General features: G+C 43.8%; 18 protein-coding genes. 6 read left to right on the top strand and 12 right to left on the bottom strand.

The window, feature by feature from the left end:
• Positions 1 to 28 precede the first annotated feature (28 nt).
• The 4 genes from ilvN to leuO form a co-directional block, all read right to left on the bottom strand.
• Positions 29 to 520 (bottom strand): acetolactate synthase small subunit, encoded by a 492-nt coding sequence (gene ilvN, locus Xkoz_RS04750; RefSeq protein ID WP_167386556.1) that lies wholly within the window; start codon positions 518 to 520, stop codon positions 29 to 31.
• A gap of 2 nt (positions 521 to 522) precedes the next feature.
• Positions 523 to 2,250 carry an acetolactate synthase 3 large subunit gene (gene ilvI, locus Xkoz_RS04755; protein WP_099141040.1) on the bottom strand — a complete coding sequence of 576 codons (1,728 nt, stop codon included), beginning with the start codon at positions 2,248 to 2,250 and terminating at the stop codon, positions 523 to 525.
• A 240-nt stretch (positions 2,251 to 2,490) separates the two neighbouring features.
• Positions 2,491 to 4,293 carry an AMP-dependent synthetase/ligase gene (locus tag Xkoz_RS04760; protein WP_099141042.1) on the bottom strand — a complete coding sequence of 601 codons (1,803 nt, stop codon included), beginning with the start codon at positions 4,291 to 4,293 and terminating at the stop codon, positions 2,491 to 2,493.
• 436 nt (positions 4,294 to 4,729) lie between these two features.
• The gene (leuO, locus tag Xkoz_RS04765; RefSeq protein ID WP_099141044.1) at positions 4,730 to 5,677 is read right to left on the bottom strand and encodes a transcriptional regulator LeuO; all 948 of its coding nucleotides are present in this window, start codon (positions 5,675 to 5,677) and stop codon (positions 4,730 to 4,732) included.
• Positions 5,678 to 6,778: 1,101 nt separating this feature from the next.
• On the opposite strand from leuO, the gene leuA reads away from it, so the two are divergent.
• The 3 genes from leuA to mutH all read left to right on the top strand — a co-directional run bounded on the left by leuA (position 6,779) and on the right by mutH (position 11,015).
• Positions 6,779 to 8,368, top strand: coding sequence for a 2-isopropylmalate synthase (gene leuA, locus Xkoz_RS04770; protein ID WP_099141046.1), 1,590 nt, complete (start codon positions 6,779 to 6,781; stop codon positions 8,366 to 8,368).
• A gap of 2 nt (positions 8,369 to 8,370) precedes the next feature.
• Positions 8,371 to 9,519 carry a 3-isopropylmalate dehydrogenase gene (leuB, locus tag Xkoz_RS04775; protein ID WP_099141048.1) on the top strand — a complete coding sequence of 383 codons (1,149 nt, stop codon included), beginning with the start codon at positions 8,371 to 8,373 and terminating at the stop codon, positions 9,517 to 9,519.
• 815 nt (positions 9,520 to 10,334) lie between these two features.
• Positions 10,335 to 11,015: a DNA mismatch repair endonuclease MutH gene (gene mutH / locus Xkoz_RS04780; protein WP_099141050.1), complete on the top strand. Its 681-nt coding sequence runs from the start codon at positions 10,335 to 10,337 to the stop codon at positions 11,013 to 11,015.
• 71 nt (positions 11,016 to 11,086) lie between these two features.
• Here mutH and Xkoz_RS04785 read toward each other — a convergent pair whose 3' ends face one another.
• From Xkoz_RS04785 to Xkoz_RS04805, 4 genes are all read right to left on the bottom strand, one after another.
• Positions 11,087 to 11,485 (bottom strand): hypothetical protein, encoded by a 399-nt coding sequence (locus Xkoz_RS04785; RefSeq protein WP_099141052.1) that lies wholly within the window; start codon positions 11,483 to 11,485, stop codon positions 11,087 to 11,089.
• 326 nt (positions 11,486 to 11,811) lie between these two features.
• Positions 11,812 to 12,318 (bottom strand): peptide deformylase, encoded by a 507-nt coding sequence (gene def / locus Xkoz_RS04790; RefSeq protein ID WP_099141054.1) that lies wholly within the window; start codon positions 12,316 to 12,318, stop codon positions 11,812 to 11,814.
• Between the two features lie 227 nt (positions 12,319 to 12,545).
• Positions 12,546 to 13,736: a trans-sulfuration enzyme family protein gene (locus tag Xkoz_RS04800; RefSeq protein WP_099141058.1), complete on the bottom strand. Its 1,191-nt coding sequence runs from the start codon at positions 13,734 to 13,736 to the stop codon at positions 12,546 to 12,548.
• Positions 13,737 to 13,757: 21 nt separating this feature from the next.
• Entirely contained in the window at positions 13,758 to 15,128 is a 1,371-nt protein-coding gene (locus tag Xkoz_RS04805) for a pyridoxal-phosphate dependent enzyme (RefSeq protein ID WP_099141060.1), read from the bottom strand.
• A 385-nt stretch (positions 15,129 to 15,513) separates the two neighbouring features.
• Here Xkoz_RS04805 and Xkoz_RS04810 point away from each other — a divergent pair, with 385 nt between their 5' ends.
• Both Xkoz_RS04810 and Xkoz_RS04815 read left to right on the top strand, forming a co-directional pair.
• Positions 15,514 to 16,374, top strand: a complete 861-nt coding sequence (locus Xkoz_RS04810; RefSeq protein WP_099141062.1) for a lipase family protein — start codon at positions 15,514 to 15,516, stop codon at positions 16,372 to 16,374.
• A gap of 217 nt (positions 16,375 to 16,591) precedes the next feature.
• Entirely contained in the window at positions 16,592 to 17,059 is a 468-nt protein-coding gene (locus Xkoz_RS04815) for a membrane-associated Zn-dependent protease 1 (protein ID WP_099141064.1), read from the top strand.
• Positions 17,060 to 17,260: 201 nt separating this feature from the next.
• Here Xkoz_RS04815 and Xkoz_RS04820 read toward each other — a convergent pair whose 3' ends face one another.
• The 4 genes from Xkoz_RS04820 to galE all read right to left on the bottom strand — a co-directional run bounded on the left by Xkoz_RS04820 (position 17,261) and on the right by galE (position 21,393).
• Entirely contained in the window at positions 17,261 to 17,962 is a 702-nt protein-coding gene (locus Xkoz_RS04820) for an O-methyltransferase (protein ID WP_099141066.1), read from the bottom strand.
• A gap of 82 nt (positions 17,963 to 18,044) precedes the next feature.
• Positions 18,045 to 19,199, bottom strand: a complete 1,155-nt coding sequence (gene galK / locus Xkoz_RS04825) for a galactokinase (protein WP_099141123.1) — start codon at positions 19,197 to 19,199, stop codon at positions 18,045 to 18,047.
• 31 nt (positions 19,200 to 19,230) lie between these two features.
• On the bottom strand, positions 19,231 to 20,310 hold the full coding sequence (locus Xkoz_RS04830; RefSeq protein ID WP_099141067.1) for a UDP-glucose--hexose-1-phosphate uridylyltransferase: 1,080 nt from the start codon (positions 20,308 to 20,310) through the stop codon (positions 19,231 to 19,233).
• A gap of 63 nt (positions 20,311 to 20,373) precedes the next feature.
• A complete protein-coding gene (galE, locus tag Xkoz_RS04835; protein WP_099141069.1) occupies positions 20,374 to 21,393 on the bottom strand; it encodes a UDP-glucose 4-epimerase GalE in 1,020 nt (339 codons plus the stop codon).
• A 247-nt stretch (positions 21,394 to 21,640) separates the two neighbouring features.
• Between galE and Xkoz_RS04840 the strand changes: the two genes are divergently transcribed.
• A complete protein-coding gene (locus tag Xkoz_RS04840) occupies positions 21,641 to 22,384 on the top strand; it encodes a 4'-phosphopantetheinyl transferase family protein (RefSeq protein WP_099141071.1) in 744 nt (247 codons plus the stop codon).
• The last annotated feature ends 11 nt before the right edge of the window (positions 22,385 to 22,395 follow it).

The following is a 22,395-nucleotide window of genomic DNA, read 5'->3' on the forward strand; positions in this document are numbered from 1 at the left end:
TGTATTTTAACCCGCAGATTGCGATTTTTCATCGCATAATTTTATCCCCGCGAGAGACACCAACGATGCCCGAACGCGCGACTTCAACAAGTTCCGCGACGTCTCTGACCGAATCAAGAAACGCATCCAGCTTTTCGCTCGTTCCCACTAATTGAACAGTATAGAGGGTTGAAGTCACATCGACGATCTGCCCGCGAAAAATATCGGTGCTGCGCTTAATCTCTTCCCGTCCATATCCACTGGCTTGTAATTTAACCAGCATGATTTCACGCTCAACATGAGGCCCCGCGGTTAATTCGCTGACCCGCAACACATCCACTAATTTATGCAATTGTTTTTCAATTTGCTCCAGTACCTTGGCATCCCCTTTGGTCTGGATGGTCATGCGTGACAATGTGGGATCGTCAGTCGGCGCAACGGTCAAACTTTCGATGTTATAACCCCGCTGGGAAAACAGACCCACCACACGGGATAATGCCCCCGATTCGTTTTCAAGTAATATCGACAAAATCCGGCGCATGATCAGGTCCTCTCTGTTTTGCTTAACCACATTTCATCCATTGCCCCACCGCGGATCTGCATTGGATAAACATGTTCTGTTTCATCAACGGTAACATCCACGAAAACCAGACGTTGGTTTTCAGTGACTTCATGCAGTGCATGGGTCAATTTCGTCTCTAATTCATCGTAAGTTTGGATGGAGATGCCTACATGCCCATAAGATTCCGCCAACTTGACGAAATCAGGCAAGGATTCCATATAAGATTGAGAATGACGACCCGCGTATATCATATCCTGCCATTGTTTCACCATGCCCAGAAAACGGTTGTTCAGATTCAACACCAGAACCGGCAAACCATATTGCAAGGCCGTGGACAATTCCTGAATATTCATCTGGATGCTGCCATCCCCGGTCACACAGACTACCGTGGCCTCAGGTTTTGCCAGCTTCACGCCAAGTGCGGCAGGCAAACCAAATCCCATCGTTCCCAGGCCACCGGAATTGATCCAATGTCGCGGTTTATCAAAGGGATAATGCAAAGCGGCAAACATTTGATGTTGACCAACATCTGACGCAATATAGGCTTCTCCCTTGGTGAGATGATAAAGGGTTTCAATAACGGCCTGTGGTTTGATCTTCACGGTAGTACGATCGTAATCAAGACACTTGCGGCTGCGCCACTGTTCAATGGAAAGCCACCAATCTTTCAGGGCATCAGGATCTTGGGCATCGTCTATAGAATCCAATAATTCCAGCATCTGGCCAAGAACCTGTTTGGCATCGCCAACAATAGGGATATCCGCCGTGACGGTTTTTGAAATCGACGTTGGATCGATATCAATATGTAATACGGTCGCTTCTGGACAATATTTTTTCAGGTTATTGGTTGTTCGATCATCAAAGCGCACCCCCACTGCAAAAATCACATCGGCGTTGTGCATCGCTTTGTTCGCTTCAAAAGTCCCATGCATCCCCAGCATTCCCAGGCTTTGCTGGTGAGTGGCAGGAAATGCCCCCAATCCCATCAATGAACTCACGACCGGGGTGTGAAAATGTTCAGCCAATTTCAGCAATTCAGTGGTACATGCTGAAGTGATGACACCGCCCCCGACATAAATCACGGGTTTTTTCGCCGCCATCAGGGTCTTCAATGCGCGCTTAATTTGTCCTTTGTGCCCCTGAACGGTAGGGTTATAGGAACGCAAATTCACTTTTTCAGGATACGCATACGGGAATTTTAAGGCAGGATTGACGATATCTTTGGGAAAATCGATAACAACGGGTCCTGGCCGCCCACTTGCCGCCAGATAAAAAGCTTTCTTAATTGTACTTGGAATATCTTCTGCTCTTTTTACCAAAAAACTATGCTTGACGATGGGGCGGGAGATTCCCACCATATCGCACTCTTGAAAAGCATCGTTGCCTATCAGGGAACTGGCAACCTGACCAGATAACACAACCAGAGGAATTGAATCCATGTATGCCGTTGCGATCCCGGTAACCGCATTCGTTGCTCCTGGCCCGGATGTGACCAAAACCACCCCGACTTTTCCTGTACAACGTGCATATCCGTCCGCCATATGAACCGCACCCTGTTCATGGCGTACCAAGATATGTTCGATTCTTCCTATCGTATGTAGGGCATCGTAGATATCCAGTACCGCCCCGCCTGGGTAACCAAACACATGTTCAACACCCTGATCGATTAGCGATCTAACAACCATTTCGGCTCCTGACAACATCTCCATCGAGTTTGCCTCCAGGCTCTGTTTGCAAGTTAATCATCGGAATGTCATAAGGTAACGGGAAAGGTTACCTTATTTATTCCATTTTTTATTTATATAGAGTTTTATAGTGTGAATGACGTTTGTTTAACGTTATTTCGATAATGCTACGTTAACTAACATAACGTTAGATACCAGTGTTAGCAAACATCAATTTACATATTGAAAACATTTGTTGATGAAGATCCGAACATTTGCCGATTTTCAATCCTGATACATGGATTCAATTTCGCGCTGATAATGTTGGGAAATAACCTTGCGGCGTAATTTCAATGTCGGGGTTAATTCGCCTTTTTCCATCGAAAAGGCTTCCGGCAAAAGAATAAATCGTTTGACCTGATGGAATTTAACAATGCTTTTCTGCATTTCCTTTAAGCGCTGTTCAAATAGTTCTATAACCTGATGACTATGCAGTAGTTCAAGCCGATCACGGTAGTGGAGATTGATGGATTTCGCGTACTCTTCCAACACTTCATAGCTGGGAACAATCAATGCAGAAACGAACTGGCGGGCATCGGCAATGACGGCAATCTGTTCAATAAAACGATCCTGCCCCAGCATCCCTTCAATCATTTGTGGCGCAATATATTTGCCTGTTGACGTTTTCATTAAATCTTTCAGGCGCTCAGTAATAAACAAATTACCGTTATCGTCCAGCCCTCCGGCATCACCGGTTCGCAACCAACCATCTTCCGTAAAAGCGTGAACCGTTTCCTCTGGGCGGTTGAAGTAACCTTTCATTACAATAGAACCGCGTACCTGGATCTCCCCTTCCGCGCTAATACGAACATCAATATCGGGTAATGGCGTACCAATGGAGCCAAGCAGATAATCTTTTTCTTCCCAGCAAGACACCGTGGCACACGTTTCTGTCATGCCGTATCCATATTTGATATTCAAACCGATGGACAGAAAAAAACGGGTAATAGCATCGTCAAGGCGTGCCCCTGCTACGGGCAAGAAACGCACCCGTCCTCCCAAAAGCGCACGGAGCTTGCTCAACACTAATTTGTCAGCCAATCGATAACGACAGCGCGTGAACGGACAACCTTTTTTGTCCTTCTGCTGGCGCATCCAACGCTCTTCCCCCCGCTTTAGTGCCCAATTAAAAATCATCCTACGCCAAAAAGGGGCATGGGAAACTTTTTCCAGGATCGCACTATGCACCTTTTCATAAAAACGGGGAACAGAACACATCACCGTCGGACGCACATCCGACATCGCTGCACGCACAAGATGGGTATCCGTTAAATAGACGTTCAGGGCACCCGTATGCATGACATAATAACTCCACGCCCGCTCAAAGATATGGGATAGCGGCAGAAAACAGAGCGATACATCCTGGTGGGTCAATGTTAATCTCTGATCATGCAGATAAAGCTGGGAAGCGATATTCCGATAATCCAACATCACCCCCTTCGGCTCTCCCGTTGTACCGGAGGTATAGATTAACGTGAAGAGGTCATTCAAATTCTGCTCAGCAATACGGCTATCAAGTTCTGCCTGATATTGTGAATGGTCATTGTTAATGAAAGCGGATAAATATAACGCTTGCGGGCATCCTTTTAAGTCCACAGATTCATCTATAACAATAAGATGGGTAAGTTTGGGGCATAACGCAATCAACGCGATGGCAATATCATATTGCTCCTGCCCGCCAACAAATAACACCTGCACCCCTGCATCATTGAGAATAAATGCCGCCTGATCACAAGTATTGGTTGCATACAGCGGCACTGTCACCGCCCGAAGCTGGAGGATCGCCAGATCAACCAATGACCAAGCCATACAATTATGTGCAAAAATGCCAACTTTCTCCTGCACGTCAACGCCCAATGACAGTAATGCTTTTGCCACGGATTTCGTTGTGCATTCAACCTGCCGCCAATTCATTTCCCGTTGTTCTGATGGCGACCATTGCCGAAATGCAATTTTTTGCGGATATTCATTACATTGTTGTTGCAATCGGGTAACCAAATGATAGGCGTGCAGAGAATCTGTTGTCACGATATATTCCTGTATAAGTATTTCATTCAGCGTCTTTAGTAAGTCTATTACCTACTTTTCAGCTTACAGATGTGAGCTATTTCCTCGCAGTCTACCCATTCCTGGTAAAAGGGGGAAGCCTATTTTTGGTATCTTCTCCCTCAGAATGGGGAAATATTTGCAGGATTTATCGAATAAGTATTGAGAAACAGAGATAAATATCGTTATACGGATAAATAAGCCAAGAATACAGCAGGGGAATATTAATGAAAAAAATTTATGTAACAAAAATCGTTACATTCTCCAGCAAGAAGCGGTTTGTATGATCATCATGTACAGCAACAGCCTTATCTGTTTTACTGAAAAAACGCACCAAGAGCGCTACCCCGGTATGCAACTATCCTATATGCTACACAGGGATAGACTCTTATTTTCATAGGGTTTGCTTCAACGTGACCTATTCTTGTTCACCAAGATGGCTTAACAGTGATTTCATCCACTGATGGCCTTTATCCCGCTCTGTTGATCCATGCCATATTAAATAACAAGGACAAAAAACCCGACCATTTGGCAGCGATACTGAACAGATATTTAACTGTTCGGAATAGTGTTCAACCATCCATTTTGGCACTATAGCCACTAAATAAGTCTGGGCGACAATATTAAGCACACTATTTAAATCCGTTCCCTGATAAGAAACAGAACGCAATAACTCATTGCCTTCATAGTAAGGCTTACTAAATGAATCGACATTATCCAAGGCAACAATAGCATGTCTTTCTTCCTGCAATTGTTGCTGAGTAATTTGTTGATTAATTCTCGGATGATGTTTAGAAACTGCCAGAACCAATTCATCATTAAAAAGAGGATAATTATGAAATTCGGAGCATTCTAATGGGTTATAACTGATAACAAACTCTATTTCACGATATTTTAATTTTTTTTCAATATCATCATTAATTTGTGTTTTAATGGCAACTTCGATATTCGAAGCATGTGTTTTTACCTGCTCAACAATTTTAGCCGCTAAACGAATATCAAGAGGACTACAAATAGAGAGATTAAATACCCTGGTACTATTGCTGGGTTCAAACCCGATTCCGGGCAATTCATTATGGACAATTTGCAGTGCCTGTCTGAGCGGTCCGAAAAGCTGCTTTGCTCTCGCGGTTGGCTGAATACCTCGGCCATAACGCACAAATAATTCGTCACCGAACATCGTTTTCAAACGTGCTACTGCATTGCTGACAGCCGGTTGTGACATTCCCAATGCCTGTGCTGCACGCGTAATATTCTGCATTTGCATTACAGCGTCAAAAACCGTCAGCAAATTAAGATCGACGCCACGCAATTGAATATCGCATGATTCTTTTTTTTCTGTGATTATTGAGTTGTGTTCTGTCATTATTTCACTCCACTAAATTTATAGCAATAACCTCATTAAATAATGGAATATTGATTACCTCTATACGCATTAAACTTCAAGTTGCAATTTACAACACGATATGAAACCTGATTTCTCCCCGCGAAGCGGGGAGAAATCACACGCATCTTGAAGTTAGATTGGTATAAATGCAACATTTCAATATCGCAAACAGCTTTACCCATTAATAAGATCAATTACCCTAATTTATTAAAAATAAATTGGGATTCATTCTTGTACAAAAAATTAATATGCATAACCAATGCATTTTTATCTACGTAACCGTAATATTTTTATTGGCATGAATATTAATGCGTTATATATGAATAGCAATAACTCAACTTACACTAACGACTTACATCAAAAACGCTTAGCCAATAATGACAAAATGAAGAGTAGAAACAACCCATAATAAAATGACTGTATTCCAACTAACTATCATAACTCTATTAATATTCTCTATCAAAAAATGATCTGGAGTATTAAAAATAAGCCAGTTCTTCCAATATCTCTAAATACAATTGATTAATATTCAATCTGGTTATGCTTTCTGAATCTAGCACATTGTGGTTAACATCTGTCTATCCTTGTTCATTAGAAATATAATTCACTGTATAAAATAACAGAATCACATTTATCATCCATCAGAGCCGGATTTTACTCTATATATAGCCATGAAAAATAGATAAAAACATCGCTAAAAATGTAAAAAATAGTCACCAACCTCAATGAGGGTTCAATAAATAGCCAGGAATTGGCGTGATTTACTCTGAATTCGTATTGGTATTGCTTGACATTATTTTTTAGATAAAGTATCTATAAATGCATTGACAATTAAAATTCAGTTAACAAATTCCTAAAGGTTAGCTCACATGATTCACCTCGTTCTTCTACTAAACCTACTACTCATCGCCTTTAATGCGCGCGGTATGCTGGTGGGTGGAAAATAAGGATAAGTTAACCTTCACCAGAAACAGAAAACCCGCGCCGAGCGCGGGTTTTTTTTACCTGCTCGGCGCTCAAAAATAAATCATAGTTATCTAACTAAATCATATAGTTAGCCTATTTAACAGGAGCAACAACATGAGCCAGCAAGTTATTATTTTTGATACTACATTACGTGATGGAGAACAAGCATTACAAGCCAGCCTGAGTGTAAAAGAGAAACTGCAAATCGCTTTTGCACTGGAAAGGCTGGGGGTTGATGTTATTGAAGCCGGTTTTCCAGTTTCTTCTCCGGGCGATTTTGAATCCGTTCAAACCATCGCCCGTGAAATCAAAAATAGCCGTATCTGTGCCTTATCCCGCTGTGTTGATAAAGATATCGATGTTGCCGCTGAAGCCCTGAAAGTCGCTGAAGCCTTTCGTTTGCATATGGTACTGGCGACTTCAAACTTACACGTCGAGCATAAATTAAAAAGAACCTTCGATGATGTTGTGGAAATGGCGGTTCGTTCCATCAAACGGGCACGTAATTACACCGATGATATCGAGTTTTCCTGCGAAGATGCCGGTCGCACAGATATCGATAATTTGTGCAAAATTGTCGAGCAAGCCATCAAAGCGGGTGCAACCACGGTCAACATTCCAGATACCGTGGGTTATACAACCCCTTACCAATTTGGCGGCATTATACGCACACTATTTAATCGCGTACCCAATATTGATAAAGCGATTATTTCAGTCCACTGTCACGACGATTTAGGTATGTCCGTAGCGAACTCCATTACGGCAATTCAGGAAGGTGCCCGTCAAATAGAAGGGACGATCAATGGATTGGGAGAGCGTGCAGGTAACTGCTCACTGGAAGAAGTGATCATGACGATCAAAACACGCCAACAAATGTTGGGGGTGCATACCAATATCAACCATCAAGAAATTTATCGAACCAGCCAGTTAGTGAGCCAAATCAGCAGTACACCAATCCCCGCCCACAAGGCCATTGTTGGCAGCAATGCATTTTCTCACTCATCGGGCATTCATCAGGACGGTATCCTGAAACATCGTGAAACTTACGAGATTATGACACCCGCCTCCATCGGCTTGAAAGATACCCAGTTGAACCTGACTTCGCGTTCTGGACGCGCCGCAGTGAAACATCGCATGACAGAAATGGGCTATCAAGAGGGTGACTACGATCTGGATGTCCTGTACCAAGCATTTTTGAAATTGGCAGACAAAAAAGGCCAGGTGTTTGATTACGATTTGGAAGCCTTGGTGTTCATCAACCAACAACAGCAGGAACATGAACACTTCCGCCTGGACTATTTCAGTATCCAGTCCGGCTCCAATATTGTACCAACTGCAACCGTTCGCCTGGCCTGCGGCGATGAACTTAAATCTGAAGCCTCGACAGGGAATGGTACGGTTGATGCCGTCTATCAGGCCATCAACCGTATTACCGGTTATCCACTGGAATTAATTTCCTATCAATTATCCGGTAAGGGGCATGGTAAAAATGCTCTTGGTCAGGTTGATATTATCGTGGAATGTTTTGGCCGCCGTTTTCATGGATTGGGTTTGGAAACTGACATCATTGAATCCTCTGCCAAGGCAATGATCCACGCCCTGAATAATATCTGGCAGGCAGAGCAAGTCGAAAAAGAAAAACAGCGTATTTCCCAAGATAGTACTCGAAACGATAACCGGAACAACAAAAAGGAAACTGCATAATCATGTCTCCTAGCCAATCTATTTCAAATGAAGCAACACCAAGCAAGCAAGAAAGTTATCACTGCCACATTGCTATTTTGCCTGGGGATGGCATTGGCCCCGAAGTGATGAAACAAGCCTACAAAGTGTTAGATGCCATCCGTCATCGTTTTAATATCCGCATCACAACCAGCGAATATGATGTAGGGGGGATCGCCATTGATCGTCATGGCGCTCCCTTGCCTCAAGAAACGATTACCGGCTGCGAAAAGGCTGACGCGATCCTATTTGGCTCCGTAGGTGGCCCGAAATGGACCCATCTGCCTCCCGCCGAACAACCTGAACGCGGGGCATTATTGCCACTGCGAAAATATTTCAAATTGTTCAGTAATTTACGCCCAGCGCGTTTATATGCAGGCTTAGAATCTTTCTGTCCCCTTCGCCATGATATCGCGGCCAAAGGCTTTGATATTTTATGTGTCCGTGAATTAACGGGCGGAATTTATTTTGGACAACCCAAAGGGCGTGATGGTGAAGGAAAATATGAACGTGCTTTCGATACTGAAATTTATCATCGTTTCGAGATAGAACGGATCGCACGCATTGCCTTTGAATCTGCGCGCAAGCGTCGTCATAAAGTCACTTCGATTGATAAGGCAAATGTTTTACAAAGCTCGGTGTTATGGCGTGAAGTCGTTGGCAAAATCGCCGAAGATTATCCTGACGTTGAAATCGAACACATGTATATCGATAACGCCACCATGCAACTGATCAAAAATCCCGCTCAATTTGATGTTCTATTATGCTCCAATATCTTTGGCGATATTTTATCCGATGAATGCGCCATGATCACGGGTTCAATGGGAATGTTGCCTTCTGCCAGCCTGAATGAGAAAGGTTTTGGCTTATATGAGCCTGCCGGGGGTTCTGCCCCGGACATTGCAGGCAAAAATATCGCCAATCCAATTGCCCAAATATTATCGACAGCCCTGTTGATGCGTTATAGCCTTGGACATCTTGAGGCTGCAAATGCCATTGAACGGGCTATCAACCTTGCTTTGGAACAGGGTTACCGTACCGCCGATCTTGCGGGTAATGGTCAGGCAATCAGCACCGATGAAATGGGTGATATCATTGCACGCTATATCACCGAGGAAGATGCGGGAAAATAGCCAAGGCAACCCATTGAAAAAGGCCAGTAAGATAACTTACTGGCTGGTAAAAAATACCCTTACTCAAAAAAATCGGGAATCAGTTAAGCGTGGTTATCTCTCCTGAACAACTTTAACCCCTGCTTATTACCTGATTAATACAAGGAATCAATAAAGAAGGGATAAAAATAAACCCCTTTGGCGGGTTTGATTTTAAATCTGCGTGGCTTACGCCTCCAGAATGATAATTCACAGGAAAAGCTAAAGTTATAAACATTTATTGCCTGACCGGGACCATTTTATTCACTTTTTCTGTGGATATGTATGTGAAAAAGAGCGGGGTAAAACGGGTATACTTTTATTACCTATTTTTACACTCGCGATAAGCGCAAACAAATAATCATTATTTTTCATTATGTTATTACGTTTTATCCCCTTTTTAACAAGGCATATTACGCCTAAAATTTTTCGCCTTCTCTCGTGATGAGCAAAGATTAACCAATGATGATTTTATCCACAGGATATGCCTTTTAGTTAAACAAAAATCGTCTATTTTTGTCGAAAACATCACTCATTAGCGCTGTAAATCAAACCAGTGCTCGCATTTTTTATCACTTATCCCATAAATCTGTGGATAACATGGTGTAAGATCCTGTTTATTATCGCGGGGAATCGGTGAACAATCATAATAAGTCTATTTTTAATGCAGAAAACACCAATGAAAAAATCTTGTATATCATGCTATTATCAAAATAATCCTACTAATGATAAATTAATAATAATTTTCCATAACTCACATGAACATTTTTTAACCAATAAAAAATATACTCTATAACATGTATTTTACATCTCCGGCACCACCTGAAAACGAACAACAACTGTTCAATCGCGCCCATGCTCTGGCAGGTTTATCTATGGGTGAACTCGCTGCATTAGCCAGACTCCCCATTCCCCCCAATTTAAAGCGTGATAAAGGTTGGGTCGGTATGTTGCTTGAATATTATTTAGGTGCAAGTGCGGGCAGTAAACCTGAACAGGATTTCGAGCATATCGGTATTGAGTTGAAAACTATCCCTGTGGATAGCCAAGGTTACCCATTAGAAACCACCTTTGTCTGCGTTGCCCCTTTAACCGGTAACAGTGGCATTACCTGGGAAAACTGTCATGTCAGGCGCAAATTATCCCGCGTTTTGTGGATACCCGTTGAGGGGGAAAGAAGTATCCCGCTGTCCGCACGCCGCGTAGGTTCCCCATTGCTTTGGAGTCCGAATGCGATTGAAGAAGAGTTACTGCGACGCGACTGGGAAGAACTTATGGATCTTATTGTATTAGGAAAAGTCGAAAGCATTACTGCCCGTCATGGTGAAGTGCTGCAATTGCGCCCCAAGGCCGCCAATAGCCGGGCATTGACAGAAGCGATAGGCGAATACGGCCAGCCAATTATGACGTTGCCCAGAGGTTTTTATTTGAAAAAAAACTTTACAGCGCCATTATTGGCCCGTCATTTCCTCTTGTAGCACGGCAGAAATTTAAAATACCATTAAGTCTATCCTGAACGTTATCAGACAACGGTTCTGCACCAGAACCGTTATTTCTCTTTCAGTTTAAAGTCAAATTTAGTATTGCCTACCCTATCAATATCCAGGCCTAATTGAGATTCAGGGGATATTTTCACTGTAGAAATATCAACAAAATGGGATAACGGATCATAGTCAAGATAGAGAGTACCAGTCAGAGGATAACTGCTATTGATCTTGTTTCTGATATAAATGGCACAAGTGAGCTTGTTGCTACTGACCGTAAAGGGAATATTAACATATGCTCTTTTACTACCCACTTTCACTGCCGACATTTTTGCATCCCTCATTCCCGCCGCATCCAATATTATCCAGTATGTCCCCACCCTGGCATCCGTGGTATCTATCAGGTTCAGATCAATGGAAAAATGAGGTTGTTGATAATATGCAATATCACTTCTTTCCATCATAATAACGCCTCTGCTTATATCATTATCATCAGATATGCCCTTTGCCTTTCAAATCCACTTATATACCAATCTAACTTCAAGATGCGTGTGATTTCTCCCCGCTTCGCGGGGAGAAATCAGGTTTCATATAGTGTTGTAAATTGCAACTTGAAGTTTAATGCGTATATTTCTTAAATAAGAAACCACTATCGCATAAGGCATGCATAATCTTAAGGTTTTTTATGCGTACTTAGCATTAATAAATAAAATCATAGCAAGATATAAAATTACAATATCACAGAATATATTGAGAAATAATTTACACTATTTTTATTCCCCCGCAGTAATTAACTTCTCTTATTTCTTAAGTTATTTTTTACTTTTTTCAGTGCCATTTTTCTTTTTAATGGGGACAGATAATCGATAAAAACAATGCCATGTAAATGGTCAATTTCATGCTGCATCACAATTGATAGAAAATCTTCACTTTCTATCGTCACCGGTTTGCCAAACCGATCAAATGCGTCTACCTTCACGCTTTCAAACCGTTCAACATCGGCGTAATACCCAGGTATTGACAAGCAGCCTTCCTGATTCACGACACGACGCTCTTTTTCAACGATCTTTGGGTTAACCAAAACCATGGGTTGATCGCGATTTGGCGTAAGATCAATGACCAAAACCGCTTCTTTCCGGCCAACCTGTGGCGCCGCCAGGCCAATGCCATTATCAGTGTTGTACATTGTCTCCAGCATGTCATCAATTAGCGTTTGAACTTTATCAAAATCCGTGACATCAACACATTTTTGTCTCAATCTTTCATCTGGAATTGTCAGGATATTCAGGATTGCCATAACGAATGTCCTTTGTTGTTATTTTCGCCACTTTTAACTATATACCAATCCAACTTCAAATTGCAGTTTGCAAACCAATGGAAGTGCTTATATCTCCCCGCTGCGCGGGGAGATATAAGACGCATCTTGAAAGGCGACTGGTATATACCCTTTTAGCCCCAAAAATAACGTTAAAAATGCCAACCGAAAAATATCGCCTGGCATTGTTTTTGGGTTACCTTAATTTTTTAATTAAATTCGCTTTCTTGTGACAAACCCGCATTTTCAAGTGCCTGAGACAAATCGGCTATCAGATCATCGGCATGTTCAATGCCGACAGAAATCCGAAGCAGTTGTGGGGTAATCCCCGCGGCCAGACGCCGTTCCAGCGGAATGGAAGCATGGGTCATGGTAAATGGCTGGCCAATCAAACTCTCCACTCCCCCTAAACTTTCCGCCAATGTAAACAGTTTCAGCCCTTTAATAACCCGACGCGTATAATCATCATCTCCTTTCAGTACGATGGAGATCATGCCACCAAAACCTCGCATCTGACGTTTTGCCAATTCATGTTGAGGATGAGAGGCAAGGCCAGGATAATACACTTTCTCAACTTGTGGCTGCTGCTCAAGCCAATGGGCAATCTTCTCTGCACTGTTAATATGGCGCTCCATACGCAGTGCCAACGTCCGAATACCACGCAGGACAAGGAAACTGCTGAACGGATCCAGAATGCCGCCAATGGAATTTTGCAAGAAGCCCATTTGCTCCGCCAACTCTGCGTTATTTCCCACCACCGCAAGACCCGCGACAACATCAGAATGACCATTCAGGTACTTAGTTGCAGAGTGCACAACAATATCAAAACCCAAATCAAGCGGACGGTGAATATAAGGGGAAGCAAACGTGTTATCTGCCACACTGATAATATTGTGCCGCTTGGAAACCTGTGCAATTGCGGTTAAGTCAGCCAATTTCAGGAGGGGATTAGTGGGCGTTTCCACCCAAACCATTTTAGTATCAGACTGAATTGCCGCTTCCAATGCCGCCGTATCCCCTGCCTCAACATAGGTGACTCGCAGGCCAGCCGTCCGGCGGCGCACTTTTTCCAGTAATCGGTAAGTCCCCCCATAAAGATCATCGACTGCGATGATATGGCTGTCCTTATCAAGCAGTTCCAAAATAGTCGAACTGGCAGCCAGGCCTGAGCCAAACGCATAACCACGCGAGCCATTTTCCAATTCGGCAATCGCACACTCCAGGGCATCCCGTGTCGGGTTGCCACTGCGGGAATATTCATATCCAGTATGCTGACCAGGGGCAGGCTGGGCATAAGTCGAGGTGGCATAGATTGCGGGCATCACTGCGCCAGTGTGATCAGGCACATAGCCTGCATGAACGCTTTGTGTATCAAATTTAATCCTATTAAATTTAGTCATTTAACTTATTCCTGAAAGAGATCAATTGAGTTGTTGACGCCATGCGTTCAAAACATCGGTACGAGTCACAAGGCCAAGGAAGCGGTTGTCATCATCAACAATCAGCGCCACGTGACCAGCATCAAAAGTCGCCATTAACTGCGCCAATGATGCTTTTTTATGCAGTGTATAAACCTGGCTGGTCATTGCTTCAGTAACAGGCAGCGAGAAATGACGTGAATCGGCCTGAATCGTGTGCATGAGATCCCATTCATCAATGATGCCGACGACGTGATCGTTATCGATCACAGGCAACTGTGAAATGTCATACAAACGCATGCGGCTATGGGCAATCTGCAAGGTATCTTGGGGAGAAACAAAAACCGTCGCCCCCTCCCGATAACGGTAGGTAATATAATCGCTCAAATTATTTTCTTGGGGTTGTGAGCGCAGCCCTTGTTCCAATAGCCAGTAATCGTTAAACATCTTCGACAGGTATTTGTTGCCGCTGTCACACGCTAATGTCACCACACGTTTCGGTGTTGTCTGTGCACGGCAATAACGTAGCGCTGCCGCCAGCAATGTTCCTGTCGAAGAGCCAGCCAAGATCCCTTCTGTCAGCAGTAAATCGCGGGCACAGGTGAATGCTTCTGCATCAGTAATGCGATAAGCATGGTGAACCTGGGAAAAATCGCCAAGAGGCGGGACAAAATCTTCGCCAATGCCTTCCACAAACCAACTGCCCGCTTCATCATAGTGGCCATGCTCAACATAATCGGCAAGAATAGAACCTTTGGGATCAGCGAGGACAAATTCCGTATGAGGGGAAACTTGCTGAAAATACTGGCTCAAGCCCCCCAAGGTCCCGCCAGAACCGACACCAACGACCACAGCATCGACATTTTGCTCCATCTGCTGCCAAATCTCTGGGCCTGTCGTCTCCAGATGGGCGGCTGAGTTCGCCGGGTTATTGAATTGATCAATATAATAAGCTCCGCTGATTTCCTTCGACAGGCGCAACGCATAATCCTGATAATATTCTGGATGCCCTTTTCCGACATCAGAGCGTGTCAGGCGAACATCGGTTCCCAATGCCCGCAGATGATAAATTTTCTCCCTGCTCATCTTATCCGGTACGACTAAAATCAGTTTATAACCCTTCATAGCGGCAACCAGTGCCAGGCCTATCCCCGTATTCCCTGCCGTGGCTTCAATGATAGTGCCGCCAGGCTGCAATAACCCTTGTTTTTCCGCCTGCTCAATCATTGAAAGTGCAACACGATCTTTAATCGATCCCCCCGGATTTTGATTCTCTAACTTAATAAATAGCTGACAGGGGCCTGTCTCCAGATGGGTCAGTTCCAGTAGCGGCGTATTCCCTATAAGTTCAAGAACCGAACGTGGTGCTGCCATATTTGCCTCTTGGTAATCGGTAAAATGTGTAAAAAAACTTTTAGATTGAGGAAGAATAACGCCGCATGGCAATCAATTTGAAAGAATAAATGCAAACTACATATAACAAAAGGGAATTAACTAATGCGATATTGATAAATTAAAACATAGCGCCAAGCTATTATTTTCTATCATTTAATAATAAATAAATCCTAATAATAGGAAATCATGGAAATAAGCCCATTACCATTATGATTTCATTGCAATCTAAACAGAATATCAATCAACCTGTATATTTTCTCTTAACCCAGCAACTCCGGTAAAACAATGTACACTTAAATGACATAAAATAAGCATCTCAATAATTCGTCTCCCCAAGAACAAAGAAATAATAAAAGAGTCAGTTATGTATACATATAAAGAGGCCGCCAATTTTGCGGCATTCGTGCTATATGCAGCGAAAATGAATCAACAATACTACAATAATCCCACGCCCCCTGCCGATCCGCGAATTGAAGAGGATGGATGGAAAGTTATCGCGTATCTCTCAGCCGATGACTTGTCTTTCTCCGTAACGCCACGAAAAAGCGAATTACCCAACCATGTCTGTTATGGCTATGTGGCTGCAAATAATCATTCTCCAGAGGAATATATTGTTGCCATACGTGGAACCGATCCCTCAATCTTGTTAGAAGATATCCACGATGGATGGATCAGTTTCACATCACCGTGGCTTCGTTTTCCCAAGTTAGCTGTCAGCCAAGGTTTTTTTAGTGTCTATGATTCCATGAAGCTGGTTGCCCTTGAGCCAGAATTTCTCCATGATTACAGCCAGCTCAAATTAGCCGAAGCGATTGCTCAACTTATAGGGATCAGGGGGCAATTGACGATAGTTGGTCACAGCCTTGGGGCAGCCATTGCGTCCTATCTCATGTATGAAATTGGCCCTATCGTCCCCAATCACTCAGCCTGTTTACTTGCCTGTCCAAGACCGGGGAACCGTGAATTTTCCAAACACGTTACCCAACATTTTAACCGTTTTGCGGTGTTCAACTACATTGATGATGTCATCCCTCATCTACCGCCTAAAATTTTGGGATATTCTTCATTGGACTATATCAACGAGTTTCACCCTCAAACCAATCTGGATATTTCAGATGGTCCACTGTGCGGACACTATTTAATCGATTATATTGCCAGATTGGATCTGGATGTGTTCAAAAGAGTCACAAAATACGGTGATATTGATTCTTGCATCAATTTATAATCATTTGCCTATATACCAATCTAACTTCAAGATGCGTGTGATTTCTCCCCACTTCGCGGGGAGAAATCAGGTTTCATATCGTGTTGTAAATTGCAACTTGAAGTTTAATGCGTATAACCATTGCCGAAGTGAAGTAAAATAACTTGATTTTCCCTCCCAACCACGGCAATACCTATTTAAAGTTAGGAAATGATAACCAGTAAATAGGGGCATAAAGATGAAATGGCGTGGTTACCTATACAGTGCAATATTTATGGTGAATGGCCTGTTCACATCTGCATTATGGGCAAAAGGGGAAGCCCATCTGTTATTCCATATGGGGCTAGGAGCCAACGGTAAATTCTTTGTCGGCGGCACACTGCAAAATAAAGGCGACCAACCTGTGGCGGGAGGCTATCTGGCTGTTTTACCCCTTAATGCTAAATGTGAACCCGGTGCACTCACGGTACATGGGTTTGAGCCATTGGCGCCAGGGGAAAAAAGAGAATTTCGTGTTCCAATAAACGCCCCGCTAAGCAGTTATCGTTTAATGGGTTTTGGTGCCTATGACGATATGGGCTTTCCACTTCCCGCCATAGATGAGACAGCCAAGATTATTCATGAACGCGAACCCCGTGAACGCAAAGCCTGTCAGGCAGCCCGAAAATCGTCTCCTGTTGATCATCCTGCAATCCAAAAGCCGTAATATTGGCAGCCGTATTTAATCACATTGGTTATATACCCGTCGCCTCTCAAGATGCATCTGGTCTCTCCCCGCTGCGCGGGGAGAGACCAACACTCACATTGGTTTGCAAGCGGCAACTTGAAGTTGGATTGGTATAGGATGGTTTATCAAAAAATAAACCATCCTTTCTATAGCTATAACCACTTATTTCTTAACATAAAGTTATTGCGTCATCTTTTTATCCGTATTTATCCGTAACAGTGCAAATCCATCCCAACCTTTTTCCCCGACAGTCTGCAACGCCGTGACAGTCAGTTCTGGGTAGTTGGACATTTTATCCAGTGCCTGACGCACACCTTCAACAGATTCACTCCGCTGCTCATGGACAATTTCCCCTTCGCGGATCATATTGTCCATGATGATAATGCTTCCCACACGCCCCAACTTGACAGCCCAATCCAGATACAATGGGCTATTTTGCTTATCAGCATCAATAAAAAACAAATCAAAGGGAGCTTCAGCGCTTAACGTCTGCAAAGTTTCATTAGCCTCTCCCACGATAATCTTAATTTTGTGGGTAAGTTGTGCCCTTTCGATATTATGCTGAGCCACTTTGGCTGCATGGGGATCTTTTTCCAATGTGAACAATATCCCATCATCAGGCAATCCTTTTGCCATGTATTGGGCGCTATATCCACCCAATGTGCCAATTTCAAGAATACGTTTTGCGCCACTAATTTGTACCATCATCATCAAAAACTGCCCTTGCAGCGCAGAAACATTAATCGCAGGCAACCCTTGAGCGCTCATGTGTTCAAGGGTTTGTTCGAGATGCGGGGATTTCGGTAACAGTGCCTGCTTAAGATAGCCGTCAACCTCTGTCCACTGCTGTTGTAAAGTGGCTTGCTGCGAATTGGAACTCATGCTCACACTCCTCTCATCATTAAGGTTAAATAGTGAATGAACTTACCCTGTAGAAAAAATGCTTTCGATACCTCACTTTTGCTTATTCCAGTTGGCTGGCGCCTTTTGTGGCCTGACAAAGATAGATATCCGCTTTCAGGCCGGTCTTAGTCTCATATTGTTGTTCAACCGCCGTTTTCACACGGTTTACCAAATCAGGGGGAACCAATGCCACCACACAACCACCAAAACCGCCCCCCGTCATACGAACGCCTCCGCGATCGCCAATCACATCTTTGACAATCGCCACCAGCACATCGATTTCACGAACCGTAACTTCAAAATCGTCACGCATGGAAAGATGAGATTCAGCCATAAGCTGGCCAAGACGAAATAAATCGCCAGCCCTCAAAGCCGCCGCCGCCAATTTAGTCCGACCATTTTCACTAATCACATGACGAGCCCGCTTAGCGAGCAATGTATCGAGCAACGCTTGTTTAGCGTTAAAATCTTCCAGGGTGATATCACGCAATACTTTCACTCCCAACAAACGCGCAGCCTCCTCACATTGCTGCCTGCGCAGATTGTATTCGCTATCCAGCAAGCCACGCGGTTTATTGGAATTGATGATCATCACAACCACCTTATCAGGCATACGTACAGGTTGCGTTGCCAACGTGGAGCAATCAATCAGCAAAGCGTGGTTTTCTGTCCCGCAGGCAGAAATTAACTGATCCATGATGCCGGAATTGCAACCGACAAATTGGTTTTCTGCCTGCTGTCCATTCAATGCAATCATTGTGGGGCTAATATTGAGTTGATAAAGCGATTTAATGGTCTGCCCAAGGACAACTTCCAACGAAGCCGATGAACTCAAACCCACACCTTGTGGAATATTGCCACTCATCGCGAGATCTAAACCACCAAAAACATAACCACTCTCCACCATAGAGTTCATCACACCACGGATGTAATTCGCCCACATTTTTTCTTGTTGGAAGAGAATTGGCCGGCAGAGATCAAATTCATCATCTTGATTATGGTAATCAACCGCTATCACCCTGACACACATGTCCTCACGTTTGGCGGCGGCCACCACTGTCTGGAAATTAATGGCACAAGGCAGGACAAAACCACCGTTATAATCCGTATGCTCACCAATAAGATTCACCCGCCCAGGCGCCTGAAAAAAATGCGTCGGGGAATAATGAAAGTAAGCATTAAAAGATTCAGTGACGTTTTGGATTAAAGTTTTCATCTCTTTTTCCCCAGAAACGTTTTTAGCAAAATCAGCGTATTTTAAAATGAATATCGCTGACATCCCGTAACTGCTGGGCCGCCTGCTCTGGCGTTAAATCACGTTGAGCTTCCGCCAGCATCTCGTAACCCACCATAAACTTACGGATGCTGGATGAACACAATAATGGCGGATAAAACAGCGCATGTAATTGCCAATGATCGATATCGTGTTCTGGTCGTTTAAGATTGGTGTCACATTGATGCTGGAAGAAAGGGGCAAAATGCCAGCCCATGGAATAGGGAAAAGCGCATTGAAACAGATTGTCATAGCGACTGGTCAATTTTTTAATCGCTAGCGCCAAGTCATCACATTGTGCTTCCGTCAGTTCATTCATTCGGCGGATAGGATTTTTCGGCAACAGCATGGTTTCAAATGGCCATGTCGCCCAATAAGGTACAACCGCCAACCAATATTGGGTTTCCACCACAGTACGCGCACCGTCTGCGCGCTCGGCCTCAATGTAATCTATCAATAAGTTAGCGCCTTGCTGACAATAGTACTGCCACAGCAATTCATCTTTGCGTACCAGCTCATCAGGCAAAAAATCACTCGCCCAAATTTGTCCATGAGGATGGGGCTGGGAGCATCCCATCATTTCGCCCTTATTCTCAAACACCTGAACCCAAATATAACGCTGGCTCAACTCTTCAATCTGCGCATTCCAGGCATCAATAACATGGCGGATTTGTCCCAATGACAGTTCCGGCAACGTCTTGCTGTGATCAGGAGAAAAACAGATGACCCGACAAACACCACTCACTGGTTCAATGTGAAATAGCGGGTCATCGGTAGGCGCAATATCGAAACGTTCCGGTGGCAAGGCAGAATAATCATTCTGGAAGATATAAACACCCTGATAATCTGGATTGATATGACCCGAAGCGCGAGTATTGTTTGGGCATAAAAAACAGTGCGCATCGTGACTTGGCAACGCCACGTGGAGTGGTTTTTCATCGCGACCACTCCACGGTCGCTTCGCTCGATGTGGTGAAACAATAATCCATTTACCCGTTAAAGGATTATAGCGCCGATGTGGACAACCAACGGGATTGAATCGCATCTTTGACATATTGGGTTCCCCTTGCTTTCACCACACAAACTTAGCAGAAAGCCAAAATTCTTTTAATACTTCTTACTTCGCTTGATAGCCATTAGGGTTTTGCGACTGCCAGCGCCAGGCATCTGTAGCCATTTCCACGATAGTACGGCTTGCCTTCCAGCCCAATTCTCGCTCGGCTTTCTCCGGGCTTGACCAACATTCTGCAATATCGCCTGGACGACGAGGGCAAATTTCATAAGGAACAGGCTGACCACAGGCATCACCGAAAGCCTTCACCATTTCCAATACGCTGGTGCCTTTTCCAGTCCCTAAGTTATAGATATGCAGTCCCGCTTTCTTACCAACGGCATTCAGTGCAGCAATATGCCCGTTTGCCAAATCCATAACATGGATATAATCGCGAACGCCAGTACCGTCAGACGTTGGATAATCATCCCCATACACCGACAGTTTTTCCCGACGACCGACGGCAACCTGGGCAATATAAGGCATCAAATTATTGGGAATTCCCTGTGGATCTTCCCCCATCGTGCCCGAAGGGTGAGCGCCAACGGGATTGAAGTAGCGTAACACCACCACAGACCAATCATTTTCTGCATGATGGAGATCAGACAGGCAGCGTTCGACCATATATTTACTGGTGCCATAAGGGTTAGTCGTATTACCGACCGCAGATTGCTCAGTAATAGGCACGACATCCGGATCGCCATAGACCGTCGCGGACGAACTAAAGATGATGCTTTTGACACCCGCTTTACGCATACTACGCACCAACACCAACGTTCCGTTGACATTATTGTCATAATATTCAACAGGTTTTGCGACAGACTCACCAACCGCTTTCAAGCCTGCAAAATGAATCACTGACTGGATTTGGTGACGGGAGAAAATAACATCAAGGAATGATTCATCACGAATATCCCCTTCATAAAACAGTGGCTGCACGCCAGTCAAAGCCTCAATGCGAGCCAGAACTTCACGATTGGCATTGCACAGGTTATCGATGATGATCGGTGTCATTCCGGCTTCAATCATTTGAACGCAAGTATGGCTACCGATATATCCCATTCCGCCTGTCACTAATATTTCCACATTAACCTCTTTTTAAAAATGGTAACAACGAGGAGTATAAAAAGAGTCATTACGTTAGTGAACTAAAATTAAATCTGGCAAAATCAGACCATAATCATTTTTAATTGATTCGCTATATACCAATCCAACTTCACGTTGCCGCTTACAAGCCAATGAGAGTATTTATATCTCCCCGCGGCGCGGGAGATATAAGACGCATCTTGAAAGGCGACTGGTATATAATAATCACAGACGAAAATAAAAAATCATGCTAAAAAAAATAACGTTTACTCCTGTCCTCACCCCTGCCATCAATGACCCTTTTTTTACCAACATACAGGTCGGTGTCCTGCCCGGACATCCCTACCTTCAGGTCATAAAAACATATTTTGATCAATCTTGCTATCGGGATGCACTCTTTGACGAATGTGGCATTAGCTACCCACCTCGCTTACAAAGTGCCGTTAATAAACGACGTGCGGAATATCTGGCTGCCCGTTACTGCACTCAACAAGTTTTAAACCCGTTGGGTTACCCTGACTTTCAGGTAACCAATGCCCAAGATCGTGCTCCAATCTGGCCTGATAATATTTGTGGTTCAATTTCCCATTCAACCCACTGCGCCATTGCCTTTGCGGCTTCTTGCAATCACTACCGAATGATCGGCGTAGATATCGAACAGGAGATTAAACCAGATACTATCGAAAGCGTTTCATCCAGTATCATCAATGGTAATGAAGCGAAGTTATTGACCGAGTGCCCATTACCTTTTGGACAGGCGTTCACGCTGATGTTCTCCATCAAGGAGAGCCTGTTTAAGGCGCTTTATCCCCATGTAAAATGCTTCTTTGATTTCCATGCGGCTGAGATTACGTCAATTAACTGTAAAGATTACGCCATAAGCATAAAACTACTGCAAACCTTATCGGATGAGTTTCGAGCGGGTTCGCAATTTCACGGAAATTTTGCCTTAATGCCACAGCAGCAAGTGTTGACGTATATTGTGCAGTGATATGCTCTGTT

This window comes from Xenorhabdus kozodoii (assembly GCF_002632875.1).
Lineage (GTDB): Bacteria > Pseudomonadota > Gammaproteobacteria > Enterobacterales > Enterobacteriaceae > Xenorhabdus > Xenorhabdus kozodoii.

Excerpts from the sequence above, each read along its gene's own strand:
- galK (WP_099141123.1), bottom strand. The coding sequence starts at position 19,199 with ATGAAAACTTTAATCCAAAACGTCACTGAATCTTTTAATGCTTACTTT.
- Xkoz_RS04820 (WP_099141066.1), bottom strand. The coding sequence starts at position 17,962 with ATGAGTTCCAATTCGCAGCAAGCCACTTTACAACAGCAGTGGACAGAG.
- Xkoz_RS04800 (WP_099141058.1), bottom strand. The coding sequence starts at position 13,736 with ATGACTAAATTTAATAGGATTAAATTTGATACACAAAGCGTTCATGCA.
- leuO (WP_099141044.1), bottom strand. The coding sequence starts at position 5,677 with ATGACAGAACACAACTCAATAATCACAGAAAAAAAAGAATCATGCGAT.
- Xkoz_RS04830 (WP_099141067.1), bottom strand. The coding sequence starts at position 20,310 with ATGTCAAAGATGCGATTCAATCCCGTTGGTTGTCCACATCGGCGCTAT.
- Xkoz_RS04810 (WP_099141062.1), top strand. The coding sequence starts at position 15,514 with ATGTATACATATAAAGAGGCCGCCAATTTTGCGGCATTCGTGCTATAT.
- mutH (WP_099141050.1), top strand. The coding sequence starts at position 10,335 with ATGTATTTTACATCTCCGGCACCACCTGAAAACGAACAACAACTGTTC.
- leuA (WP_099141046.1), top strand. The coding sequence starts at position 6,779 with ATGAGCCAGCAAGTTATTATTTTTGATACTACATTACGTGATGGAGAA.
- Xkoz_RS04815 (WP_099141064.1), top strand. The coding sequence starts at position 16,592 with ATGAAATGGCGTGGTTACCTATACAGTGCAATATTTATGGTGAATGGC.
- ilvN (WP_167386556.1), bottom strand. The coding sequence starts at position 520 with ATGCGCCGGATTTTGTCGATATTACTTGAAAACGAATCGGGGGCATTA.
- Xkoz_RS04805 (WP_099141060.1), bottom strand. The coding sequence starts at position 15,128 with ATGGCAGCACCACGTTCGGTTCTTGAACTTATAGGGAATACGCCGCTA.
- Xkoz_RS04840 (WP_099141071.1), top strand. The coding sequence starts at position 21,641 with ATGCTAAAAAAAATAACGTTTACTCCTGTCCTCACCCCTGCCATCAAT.
- leuB (WP_099141048.1), top strand. The coding sequence starts at position 8,371 with ATGTCTCCTAGCCAATCTATTTCAAATGAAGCAACACCAAGCAAGCAA.
- Xkoz_RS04785 (WP_099141052.1), bottom strand. The coding sequence starts at position 11,485 with ATGATGGAAAGAAGTGATATTGCATATTATCAACAACCTCATTTTTCC.
- ilvI (WP_099141040.1), bottom strand. The coding sequence starts at position 2,250 with ATGGAGATGTTGTCAGGAGCCGAAATGGTTGTTAGATCGCTAATCGAT.
- def (WP_099141054.1), bottom strand. The coding sequence starts at position 12,318 with ATGGCAATCCTGAATATCCTGACAATTCCAGATGAAAGATTGAGACAA.